General features: G+C 62.0%; 15 protein-coding genes. All 15 read left to right on the top strand.

Annotated features, from left to right (window positions below):
- Window positions 1-50 precede the first annotated feature (50 nt).
- The 15 genes from QZ307_RS04605 (at window position 51) to QZ307_RS04535 (ending at window position 15,924) form a co-directional block, all read left to right on the top strand.
- Window positions 51-659 (top strand): hypothetical protein, encoded by a 609-nt coding sequence (locus tag QZ307_RS04605; protein ID WP_295996524.1) that lies wholly within the window; start codon window positions 51-53, stop codon window positions 657-659.
- On the top strand, window positions 656-1,087 hold the full coding sequence (locus QZ307_RS04600; protein WP_295996521.1) for a hypothetical protein: 432 nt from the start codon (window positions 656-658) through the stop codon (window positions 1,085-1,087). The genes QZ307_RS04605 and QZ307_RS04600 overlap by 4 nt, the downstream gene beginning before the upstream one ends.
- Window positions 1,084-2,544, top strand: a complete 1,461-nt coding sequence (locus tag QZ307_RS04595) for a PLP-dependent aminotransferase family protein (RefSeq protein WP_295996518.1) — start codon at window positions 1,084-1,086, stop codon at window positions 2,542-2,544. Before QZ307_RS04600 ends, QZ307_RS04595 begins: the two co-directional genes overlap by 4 nt.
- 305 nt (window positions 2,545-2,849) lie before the next feature.
- Window positions 2,850-3,851 carry a D-alanine--D-alanine ligase gene (locus QZ307_RS04590; protein ID WP_295996513.1) on the top strand — a complete coding sequence of 334 codons (1,002 nt, stop codon included), beginning with the start codon at window positions 2,850-2,852 and terminating at the stop codon, window positions 3,849-3,851.
- Window positions 3,852-4,013: 162 nt separating this feature from the next.
- Window positions 4,014-4,616 (top strand): YtxH domain-containing protein, encoded by a 603-nt coding sequence (locus QZ307_RS04585; protein WP_295996511.1) that lies wholly within the window; start codon window positions 4,014-4,016, stop codon window positions 4,614-4,616.
- 3 nt (window positions 4,617-4,619) lie between these two features.
- Window positions 4,620-5,435 carry a PRC-barrel domain-containing protein gene (locus QZ307_RS04580; protein ID WP_295996507.1) on the top strand — a complete coding sequence of 272 codons (816 nt, stop codon included), beginning with the start codon at window positions 4,620-4,622 and terminating at the stop codon, window positions 5,433-5,435.
- Between the two features lie 138 nt (window positions 5,436-5,573).
- Window positions 5,574-6,335, top strand: a complete 762-nt coding sequence (locus QZ307_RS04575) for a TVP38/TMEM64 family protein (protein WP_295996503.1) — start codon at window positions 5,574-5,576, stop codon at window positions 6,333-6,335.
- 123 nt (window positions 6,336-6,458) lie between these two features.
- Window positions 6,459-7,514: an FAD:protein FMN transferase gene (locus tag QZ307_RS04570; protein ID WP_295996575.1), complete on the top strand. Its 1,056-nt coding sequence runs from the start codon at window positions 6,459-6,461 to the stop codon at window positions 7,512-7,514.
- 11 nt (window positions 7,515-7,525) lie between these two features.
- Window positions 7,526-7,939: a NusG domain II-containing protein gene (locus QZ307_RS04565; RefSeq protein WP_295996500.1), complete on the top strand. Its 414-nt coding sequence runs from the start codon at window positions 7,526-7,528 to the stop codon at window positions 7,937-7,939.
- A 1-nt stretch (window position 7,940) separates the two neighbouring features.
- Window positions 7,941-8,555: a Gx transporter family protein gene (locus QZ307_RS04560; protein ID WP_295996497.1), complete on the top strand. Its 615-nt coding sequence runs from the start codon at window positions 7,941-7,943 to the stop codon at window positions 8,553-8,555.
- Entirely contained in the window at window positions 8,555-9,343 is a 789-nt protein-coding gene (locus tag QZ307_RS04555; RefSeq protein WP_295996493.1) for an energy-coupling factor transporter transmembrane protein EcfT, read from the top strand. The genes QZ307_RS04560 and QZ307_RS04555 overlap by 1 nt, the downstream gene beginning before the upstream one ends.
- Window positions 9,344-9,530: 187 nt before the next feature.
- Complete coding sequence (locus tag QZ307_RS04550; RefSeq protein ID WP_295996492.1) at window positions 9,531-12,092, top strand: hypothetical protein; 2,562 nt, start codon at window positions 9,531-9,533, stop codon at window positions 12,090-12,092.
- A gap of 204 nt (window positions 12,093-12,296) precedes the next feature.
- Window positions 12,297-12,749: an FMN-binding protein gene (locus QZ307_RS04545; RefSeq protein WP_295996486.1), complete on the top strand. Its 453-nt coding sequence runs from the start codon at window positions 12,297-12,299 to the stop codon at window positions 12,747-12,749.
- A complete protein-coding gene (locus tag QZ307_RS04540) occupies window positions 12,746-14,065 on the top strand; it encodes a 4Fe-4S binding protein (RefSeq protein WP_295996483.1) in 1,320 nt (439 codons plus the stop codon). The genes QZ307_RS04545 and QZ307_RS04540 overlap by 4 nt, the downstream gene beginning before the upstream one ends.
- Window positions 14,066-14,103: 38 nt before the next feature.
- Window positions 14,104-15,924 carry an FMN-binding protein gene (locus tag QZ307_RS04535; protein WP_295996480.1) on the top strand — a complete coding sequence of 607 codons (1,821 nt, stop codon included), beginning with the start codon at window positions 14,104-14,106 and terminating at the stop codon, window positions 15,922-15,924.
- The last annotated feature ends 205 nt before the right edge of the window (window positions 15,925-16,129 follow it).

The raw sequence follows: 16,129 nt of genomic DNA, 5'->3' as shown, positions 1-16,129 counted from the left end.
CCGCCTCGGCCCCGCGGCGGCGTTCAACGGCCGCGACGGGCGGTGCCGCGATGGCAGAGGAGCCGCCCGCAGCATCGTCGGGGGCTTCGACGAAGGCCGTCCCGGCGCGCCGTCCTGCGGGCAAGGCCGCTGCCTCGTCAGCGCCGCGCCGCCGATGGCCAGTGGCGCTGATAGTCGTGGCGCTCGTTGTGGTGCTGGTGGTCGGCCTGGTAGTGGGCGGCTTTTCCTATGTGCGCTGGTTCGCCCACGACGATGTCGCCGACATCCAGGGCACCTGGTATCTGGCCGGTACCGACACCCCCATCGAGATTACAGCCGATCGCATTCATCTGACCGACGACGTGTCCTACCCCTATACGCTGAATACGGGCGACAAGACCATTGCCTTCTCGTTCTCGAACTTGGCCGGCGCGGGATGCTATCGCTTCTCGCTCGATCGCCAGCAGCTGGCCATCGAGGACGGCTCTTTCACGGGCGGCGACACGCTCGGACGTGACATTGGCTGGCTGCCCCAGGCGGTAATTGCGCACCTGCAGGGGTCGACGCTCGCGCCGGCCGAGGCTGCGGGGAAGGGGCTGACGCTACTGTCGCGCACGCCCTCGTCGGGGAAAGCAGCGGCTTCGCAGGCCGATACGGCGACCGAGGACGCGTCGCTGTGAGCCCGCTTGCCGTCGAGCGCGTGCTGGTGCGTCGCGATCGGCTGGTGCTGCTCGCGCGCGTGGAAGGCGGAGCGGCGGTCCACCTTTCGCCAAATCAGGCCAATTACCTGCGGGCGGCGCGACCGACCCTGACGCGCCATGCCTGTCTGAACGCCCAGGGCCTTCCCTTCGACGCCATCCTGGAAACCACCTCGCTGCCCCATGTGCTCGAGCATCTTATCGTCGACTTCCAAGGTGCGTTGTCCCAGGACGCGGGCAACAGGTCGGCAACGGGCCGACCGCTCACGTTTGTAGGAACGACGGAATGGCTCGACGAGGGGGCGGGGCTGGCGCGCATTGAAGTAAACTTGACCGATGATCTCATCGCTTTAGAGGCGCTCAAGCGCGCCCGGGCGCTTTTGGATGAAGGGATGGTGCAGGAGCCATGACGTCTGCCCACATCACGTTCGACCAAACGGGCGACCGCATTGCCGGTCGCGTGAAGAAGATGCGCTCGTCGGCCGTGCGCGATCTGTTCTCGGCTGCCACGCGCGCCGACGTTATCTCCCTTTCCGGCGGCATGCCGGCGGTGTCGCTGCTGCCCGAAGAGGACGTGCGCCGCGCGGCCCTGGCGGCCGTGGAAAGCCCCGAGGCCCGCGCCGTCTCGCTGCAGTACGGCCCCACCAACGGTGCCCCTGGTTTGCGGCAGGTGCTGGCTGACATGATGCGCGACCTGGGCATTCGCGTGAAGGCCGACCAAATTCTCGTCACCACCGGCGCCCAAGAGGCCCTCGACCTCATCGCCAAGACCTTCATCGACCCCGGCGACATTATCATCACCGAAGGTCCCACCTACCTGGGCGCGCTTCAGGCCTTCTCGGCCTACGAACCCGATGTGCGCCCCATTCCCTTCGACGAGCAGGGCATGCGCATGGACTTGCTCGAGGAAGAGCTGAAGCGCATCGGCAAGGGCAATCCGCGCCTGAAGTTCTGCTACGTCATCCCGAACTTCCAGAACCCCGGCGGCGTCACCATGACGGCCGAACGCCGCAAGCGCCTGCTGGAGCTGGCCCACGAGTACGATCTCATGGTGGTGGAGGACGACCCCTACGGCCGCCTGCGCTACGACGGCGGTCACCAGGTGCCGCTCAAGGCCATGGACGAGAACGTGGTGTACCTGGGCACCATCTCGAAGATGCTCGGCCCGGGCTTGCGCACCGGCTGGGTGGCCGCGCCTGAAAGCGTGCTGGCCCGCATCAACCTGGTGAAGCAGGGCGCCGACTTGTGCGGCAGCTCCTTCGACCAGCTGGTGGTGCAGCACTACTTCCAAGACGCCCTCTGGGCCCGCACCCTGCAGAAGTTCATTCAGGTGTATAAGGAGCGCCGCGACACCATGCTGGCCGCGCTTGAAGAATTCTTCCCGCCCGAGGCCACGTGGACCCATCCCGAGGGCGGCATGTTTCTGTGGATCACGCTTCCCGACTATATGGATACCGATTCGATGCTTGCCGAGGCGCTCGAAGCGGGCGTAACCTATGTACCAGGCAATTCCTTCTTCCCCGATGGCGTTACCGGTCGCAACTCCATGCGCGTGAACTTCAGCTTCGAGACGCCGGAGTCCATCACCGAGGCCATCCGCCGTTTGGCCGGGGTTATCGAGGACCGCCTGGAGCTTTACCGCGTGTTCATTAATGCCGGCGCACTGCCGGGCTATGGAAAGGAGGCCGTCATGGCCGAAGAGAAAACCGCAACGCCCTGGTCGGAGATTATCGCCGATTCCGAGCAGAACGAGGAAGCTGTCATGCAGGCCCGCGAAGGCGACGCCGAGCAGATCGACATCGCCGAGGACAAAGTAGCGGACGCCCAGGAAGCTGCCGCCCCCGCCGAGGAGGCCACCGGCGAATAACGCCGTCTCGGCAAGAAAAGAGTCCGGCAGCCCGCTTGGCGTTTCCTCGGCTGAGTGAAGGCGCGGCGGACTTTGGTCGCAAGAGGACTTTGGTTGCAGGAGGACTTTGGTTCCAAGATCGGCTCATTTGGTACCTTCTGCGCTGCCAAGAAGGACCGCTTCGGTTCCCTCTGCAGGCAAAACCCCAGGTCAGTTTTTTGCGCTAAGGTAAACGAGGGAACCAAAGCAGGCGATTTGGGAACCTAGCCCTCGGCTGTCTAGCGGCCCCGACGGGCGGAGAGTTTCAACAACACTAAGGAGAAGGTATGAAAGTAGCTGTGCTCATGGGAGGCAAGTCCTTCGAGCGTGAGGTTTCGCTGGCTTCGGGCAAGGTGGTGTGCGCTGCTTTGGAAGAGGCGGGTCATAAGGTGGTGCCGCTGGACACGAACGCCGACTTGGTCCCCACGCTGCGCAGCGAGCGTCCCGACGTGGTGTACAACGCCCTGCACGGCAAGCACGGCGAGGACGGCACCATTCAAAGCCTGCTGGAATTCCTGGGCCTGCCCTTCGTGGGCTCGCCGGCCAGCGTGTGCCATCGCGCCTGGAATAAGGACGCGCTGCACTCGTCGCTGGAGAAGTACCGCGACATCACGGGGGAGGAGGGCATCGCCTCCTGGCCCCAGGGCGTATACATTACGAAGGACGCCTTCAAGGACATGGGCGCAGCCACGGCCCTCGACATGGTGGCCGATCGCGTCATCGGCGGCTATCCCGTGTGCGTGAAGCCGGCCCACGGCGGCAGCGCTCTGGGTGTGCACAAGGTGAATTCCCAGGAAGAGCTCGGCGAAGCCGTGCTCGATGCCCTTTCCTACGACGAGGCCGTCAACATCGAGCAGTGGGTCGACGGCGTGGAAGTGTCCGTGGCCATTCTGGGCACGGGCTGGGACGCCTACGCGCTGCCCCCGGTGGAGATTGTGGCCCGTGAGGGCTTCTTCGACGCCGAGGCCCGCATGCACGAGGACGCCGTCGAGTTCTTCTGCCCCCTGCGCCCCGAATCGCTCTCGCCCGACGAGGGCACGGCCCATGCCATCCGCCAGGAGATCGAGCGCGCCGCGCTGGAAGTGTACCGCGCCTATGGCGCCCGCGACCTGGGCCGCGTCGACCTCATGTGGGACGGCGGCAGCGCCCGTTGCTTCGAGCTGGACGTGTGCCCGGGCATGACGGAGCGCTCGCTGTTCCCCGCCGCCTGCGGGGCCGCCGGCCTCTCGCTGCCCAAGGTGCTCGACACCCTGGTGAACGAGGCCTACGCCCGCGGTCCACGGTTCTAGGATGCGCCACAGACGCTCAAGTTTTTTATGCGAGTTTTGCTCATCGATGATGAATTACAGCTTGATTACCGTAAGGTGAGGAGATAGCTGCAAGGCTCTTGGGCAGCGTATCCTCAACCTATAATGAGCCCACTTGATATTCCGTCGATAAAGGAGGCAGTTATGGCCAACAAATTCGGAGTTTTCATCATCGGTGGCGTTGTCGGTGCCGTTGCAGCCCTGCTGGCTGCGCCGCGAACGGGCGTGGAAACCCGCGCCATGGTTGCCGACAAGGCCAATCAGTTCATGGGCGATGCTCAGCAGTGGGGCAGCGATGCCGCCGCTAACGCCCAGCACGTGTACCAGGAAGCGGCCGCCAAGGGTGCTGCCGTGGTGAACAACGTGGCCGCCAAGGGCCAGGAAATTGCGTCCGAGGCCGCTGCCAAGGGCGCCGATGTGGCCGCCGCCGTGCAGGAGGCTGCCACGAACGCCGCCCCCACCATCAACGAGAAGGGCGACGAGCTGCGCGATAAGATCGAGGCTGCCCGTCAGCGCATTGCCGACCAGGTAGCCAAGAACGCCGGCGACGATTCCGACTCGCTGGGCGACGCTGTGGACGCCGCGGCTGACAAGGCCAAGGAAGCCGTCAGCGCAGCTGCCGACAAGGCTCAGGATGTGGCCGAGAAGGCCGGCGAAGCAGCTGGCCAGGCCAAGGAAGCCGCCGAGAAGGCCGCTCATGAGCCGCAGCATGACAAGAAGGCCGATGAGAAAAAGGACGACAAGTAGACTATGGCCAAGCGCTACGGCACCATCGGTGAAATTACGGGAAAGCGCGTGATGCTCGACAAGAGCACGCCTAAAAAGCCCGAGGCAGTGAAGCGGTTGGGCAAGGTGCGCTCTTGTGTTTTCCATCCCACGCAGCGCCGCTTCGTCGGCTTCATTGTGAAGCGTCCTGACCTGCTGTGGATGTTTCGCCGCAAAGATGTATTCGTGGCCTACGACGGGTACGACATCATCGATGGGCGTATGGTGGTGCTGAACAAGCCAGGTGCTACCGACAAGGGTGCCTGCAAAGCGTTGGGTGTCAATTTCGACGACTGTGTGCTGTGGGCCGGGCTCCCCGTTATGGGCGAGGACGGCACCAACTACGGCACGGTGGGCGACGTCTCCTTCGATCCGAAAACCGGAGAGGTGCGTTCGCTCACGGTGACGCAGGGCGCCACGGCCAATGCGCTGCTGGGCGTGCGGGAGATTCCCGCCTCGCTCATTCGCGGTTTCAAGCGCGGCATCGGCACGGCGCTGTCCGTCAACGGCGAAACTGGCGAAGAGCCGGTGCTCGGCGCCATCCTGGTCGACGATGAGGTAGCCCAGCTTGATGCCGAGGGCGGCCTGGCCGCCAAGGCCGGTGAGGCCACCGCCGTGGTGGCCGATCGCGCCCGAGAGACCGTGGATGCGGTAAAACCCGCTGTCTCTACGGCTACGAAGGCCGCGGGCAAGGCGGTTAACAAGGGGGCTTACGCCACGGGCCGCCAGATCAAGCGCGCCAGCGGCATGTTCTCGGCCTTCAAGGAAGAGTACGACAAGGCACGCCACGACGACGAATAGGCGGTTCGCGCCGTCGAAGCAAATTTCAGGGTTCGCAAAATGCCTGGTCAGCTTCAGTGCGGCTTACGAAATCGTCATCTCCGTTAAGAATGTCTGAAGAGGGCCGGCGTATTGTCGGCCCTCTGCTATGCTGGAACCATGAGCAAAACAGATAACAAGCACCCCTCGGAGCGCCTCCAGAAGCTGGAGGCCAAGGCCCACGAAGAGAAGACCGTGGCCGGGCATCCCATGCCCGCCGCCGACATCTTCAAGTTCGTCGGCCTCATCGCGTTTTTCGCCATCATGGTCATCATCGTGGTGGCCATCTGGCCCATGATCCACGAAATTTTCGAGCCCGGCGGCATCGAGCGCGTCACCACCGAGGTGCGCAACGCCGGCCCCTGGGGCTTCCTCATTCTGCTGGCTATTCAGTTCCTGCAAATTGTGGTGGCCTTCATCCCCGGCGAAGTGGTGCAGGTGGCCGCTGGCATGATCTACGGCCCCTGGGTGGGCGCCCTCATCATCTGGCTCGGTTGCATTATCTCCAGCTCGTTCATCTTCCTGCTGGTGCATAAGCTGGGCGCTCCCTTTGTGCAGGCCATGGTGCCGGAGAAGTACATGGGGAAGTTCCGCGAGTGGGAAACTTCCGAGAAATTCAACGTCATCGTGTTCGTGCTGTTCCTCATCCCCGGGCTTCCCAAGGATGTGTTCACCTACCTCACGCCGCTTACGCACATGTCGTTCCGCAACTTCGTCATCATTTCGAATGTGGCGCGCATTCCGGGCATTGTGCTGTCCACCTATGCGGCCGCCGGTTTGGTAAGCGGCGACATTGTGCAGTCGGTTATCATCTTCGCGGTCACCGCCCTCGTGGCCATCGTGGCCCTTATTGTCTACAGCCGCATCACCAAGAAAAAGTAACTGCCGCTGGCCTTTGGTTGGAGCACCGTCGCGGGAAGCGGCGCTTGTTACCTCTGGGTAACTTCGCTATACTGCCATAAGTTAGGTATAGTAAACAAAAAGGAGTTTCCCGCTTTGGCCCTGATGACGCGGCGCGTTTTCGCGCGAGGAATGATGCTGGCGGCGGCATCGCTGACCACTTCATCGCTCTTGAGCGCTTGCTCGACGGCGGCCGACGCCGCAACGGAACAGGCGTCGCTGCCCGCTACGGGCGCGAACGACGGCGGGGCTGAGGGTACCGAGCCGCTGACGGCCACGGAATTCCTCTTCGATACTGTCATCACCTTGACGATCTACGGTACTCAGGAGGCGCTTGACGCCGCCATTGAACGTTGCCGCTTCTTCGAGAACACCTTCTCGCGCACGGTGGAGGGCTCGGATGTGTGGCGCATCAACGAGGCCGCGGGGCAGCCGGTCGAGGTGGCCCGTGAAACGGCCGACATTATCACGCAGGCGCTTGCCTATTGCGAGGCCTCGGAGGGCCTGTTCGACATCACTATCGGCTCGGTGTCCTCTCTTTGGGATTTCAAGGAAGGCGTGCGCCCCGCTGATGAGGCCATTGCGGAAGCCATCACCCATATCGACTACCGAGGCGTGTCGGTGGAGGGAACCACCGTGCAGTTGTCCGATCCCCAGGCGAAAATTGATTTGGGCGGCATTGCCAAGGGCTACATCGCCGATGACCTGAAGCAGCTTTTGGCCGAGCAGGGCGTGGAAAGCGCCTGCCTCAATTTGGGCGGCAACGTGGCCGTGCTGGGCACGAAGCCCGACGGCAGCCCGTGGAATGTGGGCATTCAAGATCCGAACGGTTCGGCCCAGGACGTTATCGCCGCCGTGCCCTGCACGAACGGCTCGGTGGTGACGAGCGGGTTGTACGAGCGGCAGTTCACCGAAGAGGGCGTGCTGTACTACCACATTCTCGATCCGCGTACGGGCTATCCCGTGGTCACCGATGTCGTCAGTTCGTCGCTGCTCACCGACTCTTCGACCGACGGGGACGCCTACGCCACCATGCTGTTCCTGATGGGCCGCGATGAAGCCCTGGCGCTCGTGAACGAAGACGACCGATTCGAGGGCCTCGTCGTGGACAACGCCGGTGAAATTACCCTGTCCGCCCAAGCGCCGTTCGAGCTGTTCTAGGGAGGGCGGCTATGGCGACTCAGGGCAGCGGGAAAAACAATCGGCTGAGTTTGATCATCATCGTGGTAGTGGTGGTGGTCGTGGCTGCTTCGGTGGCGGCCATCTCGGTGTTCGGGGCGCAGACGAGCGCCGACAAGGCCGTGGTCCATGCCAGCGACGGCACGGTGCGCGAGCTGCCCTTGAGCCAGGACGCCACCGTGACGGTGACAACTGACAAGGGAACGAATGAGGTTGAAGTAAAGGGCGGTCAGGTGCGCGTGCTGGACGCCGATTGCCCCAATCATGACTGCGTCGATCAGGGGTGGATCAGCCGAGCAGGGCAGCAAATTGTGTGCTTGCCCCACGAGCTGTGGATCGAGATCGTGGCGGACGAGGGCGCCGACGGCGCCGATGCATCGGGCGTCTTCGACACGGTGGGAAGCTGACATGGCGGCAACGTTCTCGGAAATTGAGCGGGCGCAGCGTCTGACCCGGACGGCGCTGTTGGCTGCCTGTGCGCTCGTCCTGGGCTTCCTGGAGACCATGATTCCGCTGCCCGGGGCGTTGCCCGGCATGAAGCTCGGGCTCTCGAACATCGCAGTGGTTATCGCGCTTTTTCTGATGGGCGGAAGAACGGCGGCGAAGGTGGCGGCATTCAAAGTGCTGGCCACGGGTTTTCTGTTCGGCAGCCCGCTCATGATTGCCTACAGCGCGGCGGGCACAATGCTCGCGCTGGGGACCATGGTGGGGCTCAAGCGTATCGGTGTGTCGGTGGTCGCGGTGTCGCTGGTGGCTGCGGTGGCTCACAATCTGGGACAGCTGCTGGTGGCAGCTTGGTTCTTGGGCACCTGGGCAGTACTTTTGTCCGCACCGTTTTTGCTGGCGGCCGCTTGTGTGACAGGCGCTGCGACGGGTTTGGTAGCCCAGCGGGTTATCGACGCGCTGCCTGATCGCTCCTACGGCGCAACCGCTGACGGCAATGCGCAAAGCGCTCCTGCAGAGGGCGCTGCTTCGACGCGAAGTGGTTGCGACTGGTCCGATGGCGAGTGGGAGTATGCCTGATGGCTATTGGCGTGTTCCGTCAGCAAGACGGGTGGCTGCAACGATGCGACCCGCGAGCGAAGCTGGTCGCGGCCGTGCTCTTCCTTGGAGCCGTGGTGCTCGCTTCCGGTGGCGGGGCGGTTGCCCTGGTGACGGGTGCGGCGCTGCTGCTGTGGTGGGGAAGTGGCCAGGGCCCGCGGCAAGCGCTCGCTCTGCTTAAGCCCCTGATGCCGCTTGTGGCATTCATATTTCTCGTGAACGGCATCTGTACCTATGTGGCCCTTGCTGAGGTCTTAGGGGCGCCGGCAGCGCTGGTGTCGGCAGTCGGGGGCGCCCTGCTCGTCGTTCTGAAGTTGGTCGATGCGCTGTTGGGCGCAGCCACGGTGATGATCACTACGGCGCCGGTGAGGCTGACGGTGGCTTTCCGCTGGTTCATGGGTCCTCTGGCGCGGTTCGGCGTAAAGGTGGACGAAGCGGCCTTTTCGCTCACTATGGTTCTGCGGTTCGTACCGCTGCTGGGGGAGGAGGCCGTGCGTATCAAGGCCGCCCAAACCAGTCGCGGGGCGTCGTTTGACTGCGGAGGCCTCATCGCCCGCGTGCAGCAGTGGGCTCCGGTCATTACACCGCTTTTTGTGGGGGCCTTGCGGCGTTGCGACAATGTGGCTTACGCAGTGGCAAGTCGAGCGTTTTTCGCGCCGGTCAAGCACACATCGCTGGTGCGGCTGAAGGCGGGCGTACGGGACGCAGCGCTCGTACTTTTAGCGTTTCTCCTGGTAGCTGTTGTTCTTCTCGCCAAACAGTTGAGTTAACTCCAGATAACAAAAGTTTTCTTCCTCTAACAAAATTCTGCTCTTGCAAAAAAGTTATCTTATGGTAACTTGACCTCGTTCATTAGTGTTAGCTATCTCTAACATCATGCTCAGGTGCGTAAGTTTGTGGGTGAAGTCCTGGTGCGTAGGGGGAGATGGCGCGAGCGGGGTCAACGAAAGGAGATCCATGAAAGAGAGCAGTTTGGGAATGAAGGCGTGGTCGCAAAAGGCAGCCGCGCTCATGATCGCCGGCGCCCTGGCTATGTCCTTGGTGCCCGCTACGGCCTTGGCCGCGACGGTGGCGGAGGGCGGCAATGCGCAGACAACGGACAAGCTCTTGGCCTCCACGGCCAATGACCCGGCGCACGAGACCGTCATGTGGGCCGATGGCGCTTGGGTGAAGGATCCGAAGACGGTGACGAATGGCGTCTACCAGTGGAAAACCACCATCAAGGGCGATGGCGCCCACTACGGTCACTACGATGCCCTCTTCACCTTCACGGTGAAGAACGGCGTGCTGACTGCCGTCGACTTGACGTCCCAGGGCACCACCTTCGGCGGTCAGTGGGGCACCATCACGCCGAAGTCCACGAACATTACGGGCTACTTGCCCGCAGGTGTGAGCGTTGAAGGCGGCGACGTTCAGAATGCTGCTGACAGCAATAAAGTGAAGGTAGGCCTGGCTGGCGCGGAGAAGTATGGTGACTCGGAGACTGCTCCCTATGAGATAACCGCTATCACGCTCTGCAAAGCGGAAGATGGTGTTCTGAAGGAAGAAGAAGTCGAAGAATGGGATGAAGAGGATCAACATTACGACACGGTTATCAAGCCTATCGGGTACGATGTCTCCAAATCGCTTACGGCTCAAACGACCGATGAGGAGAGCGATACGGCAAGCGCAAACGCTGCATCTCGCGCTGGAGGGGGCGGTTACGGTAAGCCTGCAGGCCCCACTCTGGCCAACAGCAATTCCGTCGACACTTCAGTGGTGGACTGGAATTGCGCGGAAAAGTCTTTTACGCTCACTGATCCAAGCGCCTACAATCTGGCAAGGGTGACCTACAAGATCGGCGATTATTTTGTGTTTGATCAGTACATTGCGCTGGATGGCGAAGACGGAGAAGGTGCGAAGTACAAAATTCAAGCTACTGATTTGAATGCGGCGGCCACGGGCATCGGTGCCAAGAACCGCGATGTTTACACGGCAGCTGCCTATGCCATCATGATGCAGCGCGAGCTGATGTCTTGGCAGGCAGTCGGCGCAGGCGCGAAGACTGATATTGATACGGTAAGTGCGGCAACGAAGTCGAGCGATACTATCAAAGAGGCCATCTATGCGCTCTTCGGCTACAGTCTCCCCCTGTCTAACCGCGCTGATGCCGAATTGTCTAAGGCTTCTTGGGGCCAGTTGTTTACATCCGTAGCAGACGACCTGGTTGTTACTATGGATGCTGGCAAATCTTCGGCTGCAAGCGTTTGGGATCAAACCTCTGTAACCACCAATGCGAATGGCGACTATGTTCTGTCCTACAAGCTCTCTGAGGATATTCCGCTCAGTGCGCTTGCGTTCTACAAGAGCTCTTCAAAGCTGAACATTGAGCAGATGTGGGGGCTTTCCAAGAGCGAAACGGGCAAGGTAGGCGAATATGTCACTTCGAACACTGGTGCGCATAGTGTGCTCTCGTCTCTCGGCGACGACGAGGTACAGAGCAATGATGTGAAGTGGGATAGCAAAACCAACACGCTTACTATCAAGAAGAGCTCGGGCATCAACTACGTGGTGGTTGGCCTGGGTGTTGGAAAGCTCACCCAGGATCGAGATACGAAAGAAGTAGCTCCCTTGAAGGGCCAGACGGGCATTTTCTGCTTGCCCTACAGCCTGGAGGAAATGGCCGCGGCTACGGCGGTGACCAACCAGATCAAGGCTATGAGCTCTACCGACTATAATGCGGTGACCGCGGCTCGCACGGCCTACAACGCGCTTAGCCCCGATGCGCGCACCTTTGTGGGCCGCACCGAGGTGGCCAAGCTGAATGCGGCTAACCCGGCGAAGCCGGCGACTTCAACCGCCACTAAGCCGACGACGACAACGGTCAAGACGGTTGCCCAGAAGCTGACGGTGTCGGGTCTGTCCAAGTCCTACAGCATCTCCTATGTGAAGAGCGGCAAGCTGAAGGCGGCGAAGTCGTTCAGCTTGAAAACCACCGGCGCTAAGGGCAAGGTAACCTACAAGGTGTCTTCCTACGGCAAGAATGCCAAGAAGTACCTGTCCCTTTCCTCTGCTGGCAAGGTAACGGTGAAGAAGAGCACGCCGGTCGGCACCTATACCATGAAGGTGAAGGTGAGCGCCGCCAAGGCCACATCGGGCAACACCACCTATCCTGCCAAATCCGAAACGAAGACCGTCACCGTGGTGGTGGGCGCCCAGACCGTGAAGGTGGGCTCCGCCTCTGCCTCCTCCTTCAAGGCGGCCTCGCTCAAGAAGAAGGCCGGCTCCTTCACCGCCAAGGTGTCCTCGTCCTCCGGCAAGCTCGGCACCGTCAAGGTGACCAAGGCCGTCAACGCCAAGGGCAAGGCCGTCAAGGGCTTCAAGGTGGCCAAGTCCGGCAACAAGAAGATCAAGGTGACCGTGCCCAAGAAGCTGGCCAAGGGCACCTACAAGGTGACCGTCAAGGTGAACGCGAAGGCCGTGGCCAAGAAGTACGTGGCCGCCTCCGCCACCAAGACGTTCACCATCAAGGTGAAATAGCGCGAGCTGTCGCATAACGAGCTCGGTTTCACGCCGAGAGCGACCTCCTTCGGGAGGTCGCTTTTTTTTGCATTCAGCAGGTTTTTCGCTCGAAAAGAAAAAAGATGAGTGCATATTCATGTTAACTAATGCTAACATTTGGTTTTCAAAGAGTTTACTAAGGCTAATTTGCCTGATTCCAGAGGAAGGCGGCGAGCGAAGAGCATGACAAGCGATGTCAAACGACACGGCTACGGTGTGATGAAGGTGGTCAATCTGGCGGCCGTTCTCGCAGTGCTGTTCGCTTTTAGCGCTTGGGCTACCGAGGCCCAGGCCCATGATGCCGCGGTGGAGGAGCAGATTATTGCCGCTGAGCGTGCTGCCCATCGCGGGCCCTATCCTACGGACGGCGTTTTCTCGGGTGCGGCCGAAGGGTTTGGCGGCTTGGTTGAGATGCAGGCCACCATCGAGGACGGCTACATCACCTCGGTCGACATCCTCGATGCGAGCCACGAGGATGACGCATGGCTCGACATGGCTATCGTTTTGCTCGATCAGATTGAGAAGGAGCAGACGACGAACTTGGACGTGGTGTCTGGCGCCACCTATACCTCGGCGGGCATTTTGAACGGAACGGCTGAGGCTCTGCGCCAGTCGATGGAAGGAGCGGCCGCATGAGCGCGGGAGAGTTGACGCTTGACGGCGACGATTTCGTTCTCGATGGCGGCGCGGCCCGTGAGCGCACCGCGCGCAAGACGCCCGCGGCCGATCGTCCCGCTTCGGCTGCCGTTGCGGCAGGAAAGAAGCAGGCTAAAGCCAAGGGGCTTTCTGCGACTCAAAAACGCGTGTGGGTGGCGCGCTTGCATCGCGTGCTGCGCATAGGCATTCAGGTTATGTTCTTCGTTTTGGCCCCCGGCTTGTTCGCGGCGGCCTTCAATGGCGTGAAATACCTCTTCACGCAGATCGGCGCCTTGCAGGCCTTTGAACCCACCTCCTTTGTCATTGTCCTTGTGGCTCTTCTTGCCTTCACCATGGTGTTCGGTCGGTTCTTCTGCGGCTATGCCTGCGCGTTTGGCGCTCTTGGCGATTGGATTTACACGGTGGTGCATGGCGTGCTTTCTAAGACGCCGCTGCGCAACGTCCGTATTCCCGAGCCGGCGATGAAAGTGCTTTCCCTGGTGAAATACGCTGTTGCGGCCGCCATTGGCGTTGCCTGTGTGGTGGGGGTGTGGGCGGACCTGTCCGGGTACAGCCCCTGGGTGGCCTTTGCGGGGTTCACGTCGGGCTCCCTCGACGGCATTCGCAAAGGGGCTTTCGTGCTTTTAGGTTTGTGCCTGGTGGGTATGATGCTTTCGGAGCGGTTTTTTTGCCGCGTGCTCTGCCCCATGGGGGCGGTGTTCGCGCTCATGCCTGTGCTTGGCGTTTCGTCCTTCACGCGCACGCGCAGCCACTGCGCCCATAAATGCGGCCAGTGCCGCGAGGTGTGCCCCGTGGGCCTGTGGCCCGATGCCGACACGCTTTCCCATGGCGAGTGCATTGCCTGCGGACGCTGCGCCGACGTGTGCCCGCTGTCCAACGTGAACCTGGTGGCGGTGGCCAAGCCGGCTGGCAAGGCCGAGCTGGAGGCGGCGCTCGAGAAGGCGAATGCCACGGCCGAGAAGAACGCGCAGGTGACTTTGGCCACCGCCGCTGTGGAAGCCGCCGCCCAGACCCAGGCGCAGGCAGTCGCCTTGTTGGCTTCCGATGTCCCTTCCGAGGTGCGTCCGTCGGCAGTCGACGAAGCCGTGGCGCGTAAAACCGCGCTGCAAGAGGTGCTTGCCAAGGGCAAGCCCGTACGGAAGACGCGCAAAACCTGGCATCTGCTGCACGGTTCGAGTGTGGCCCTGACGCTGGTGAAGGCGGCGGCGCTGCTGGCGCTGTGCTGGGCGGTGGGTGTGACGCGCTATCTGCCTTCGTTCAACGAGGTGATGAGCCAAATACCGTGGCCGTTTTAGACGAGAGAGCTGACGAAGATACGGAAGGATCCGGTGTCATGAAGCTGGTAAGCATGTTGAAGACAACCCCGCTGTGGCTGCTGTTGCCTCTGCTCATGTTCGTGGGTGTGACGGCTTTTGCCGTGTCGGGTTACGAGCCGCTCGTCTTCGATGCCGGTTTGTACGATATCGAAACGGCCCAAGCGGTTGAGCTGGGAACCGTGGACGCGGCGGCCATCGAGGCCGAGAACGCGCAGCCGGTGGAAACGGAGCCCCTGGCGTCGGTGGACGATGCGCTGACGCTGACCGACGGCTCGTGGACGGGCTACGCTTCCTGTGGCGAGGGCAACCCCGATGGCTGGAAGCCCTACTACGTGGCTGTGACCATTCAGGTGGTTGACGGCAAGGTGGCGTCTCTTTCGAAGATTGCCGGCACCTCGACGGGCAATGCCGGGGATGCCCGGCTCAACTGGGACGCGGCTGAGAACCAGCGCTACCTCGATGAGGCGGTTCAGGGATCACGTGGCGTCAAGGCTCAGATCGAGGCGGCGTTGGCGGCCGGGTCGACCACGGCCAGCATCGACGCGGTGTCCGGCGCCACCTATTCGTCGGTGTCGGTGTACAACGCCTACGCCGATGCAGTGAACAAGGCGAGCGGCGGGAAGAGCGCCGTCGCCACTCAGGCAGCACCGAAGGCCTCCGAGGACGCCCCGAAGGCTCCCAAGAAAACTAAGGCACCAGCCGCCTCGAAGGAGATCGATGCCCTGGCCGACGGCACCTGGACCGGCTACGTGGCCTGCGGTGAGGGCAACCCGGATGCCTGGAAGCCCTATTACGTAGCGGTGGATGTGAAGGTGGAGGGCGGCAAGGTGACGGCCGTGTCCAAAATCGTGGGTGCGTCGACGGGCGACAAGGGACAGAAGAAGCTGTCCTGGGACGCGGCCGAGAACCAGGTGTACTTGGACTGGGCCATCGACGGTCGCACGCGTAGTGGCAAAACCTATACCGGCGTGAAGGCTCAGATTGAAAGTGCCATCGCGAAGGGAAAGAACCCGACGAGCGTCGATGCCGTCTCGGGCGCCACCTATTCTTCCGACGCCATTTTGGGTGCCTACTACGAGGCGCTGGGCAAGTCGGCCGAGGCGGCCGGCTCGAAGGCCGAGAAGCCGAAGGCCCCGACCACGACGAAGCCGGCCGAGCCCGACGCGCCGACGACACCAACGACGCCGACGGTTCCGTCGTTGCCGTCTGCGGACGAGGGCGAAGAGCCCCTGGTGATTCCCGACGGCATCTACGAGGGCTCTGCCTTGTGCCGCGATGAAGACGCGCCATCGGCTTACGCGCCCTATTATTTGGTGGTTGAGATTGAGGTGGTCGACGGCAAGGTCAAGCGAATCGGCGAAGTGTACGGTGACGAAGAAGGCCGCATCGATCCTGCTTATCGCTATGATTCCCACGAGAACGCCTCGTATTTGAACAAGGCCATTAAAGGATCGGGTCTCTTCACGAAGGGTGTGAGAACGCAGATCCAAGAGAAGCTCGATGCGGGGGAGCCCATTGAGGGCATTGATACGGTGTCCGGTGCTACCTGGTCGTCCCTGTCCATTATCGAGGCCTATGTGAAGGCCGTGCAGGCCGCCATCGACGCAGCGAAGAACGCGGCGTCCGCCGCTCAGCCTGCCGAGCCTGTGGCGCCGGTTGAGCCCGAGGGGCCGAGCGAGCCCGTGGCGCCGGTCGAGCCAGGCGATTCTTCGGAGTCTACCGAGCCAGGGTCTTCGACGGATGCCGAGCAGCCCTCGCTGCCCGAAGCTCCCGAGGGGCTGGCAGAGTCGGACGTTGACGATTCGGCCGATGAGGTCGACGCCCCCGATCTTCCCTGATCTGCCGAGACGCCCCTGCTCGACGTTTGCCAGGGCGCTGGGGGCGCATCCCTCGGCATCTTCTGGGGCCCTTCGGGGCGCCTCTTTCCTCCTCGCCGCTTTCTTTGTGAAAGGCTGGGCGTGCCTGGGGCGATTCGGTACAATGGACAACGTTGTTTATTTGCGAATCAAGGAGGATACCCATGCCGAAGATCACCCGTGATCA

Source organism: uncultured Adlercreutzia sp., assembly GCA_910585575.1.
Classification (GTDB): domain Bacteria; phylum Actinomycetota; class Coriobacteriia; order Coriobacteriales; family Eggerthellaceae; genus Adlercreutzia.
The sequence above is the reverse complement of the archived record's forward strand: the minus strand, read 5'-3'. Positions and strand labels throughout refer to the sequence as shown.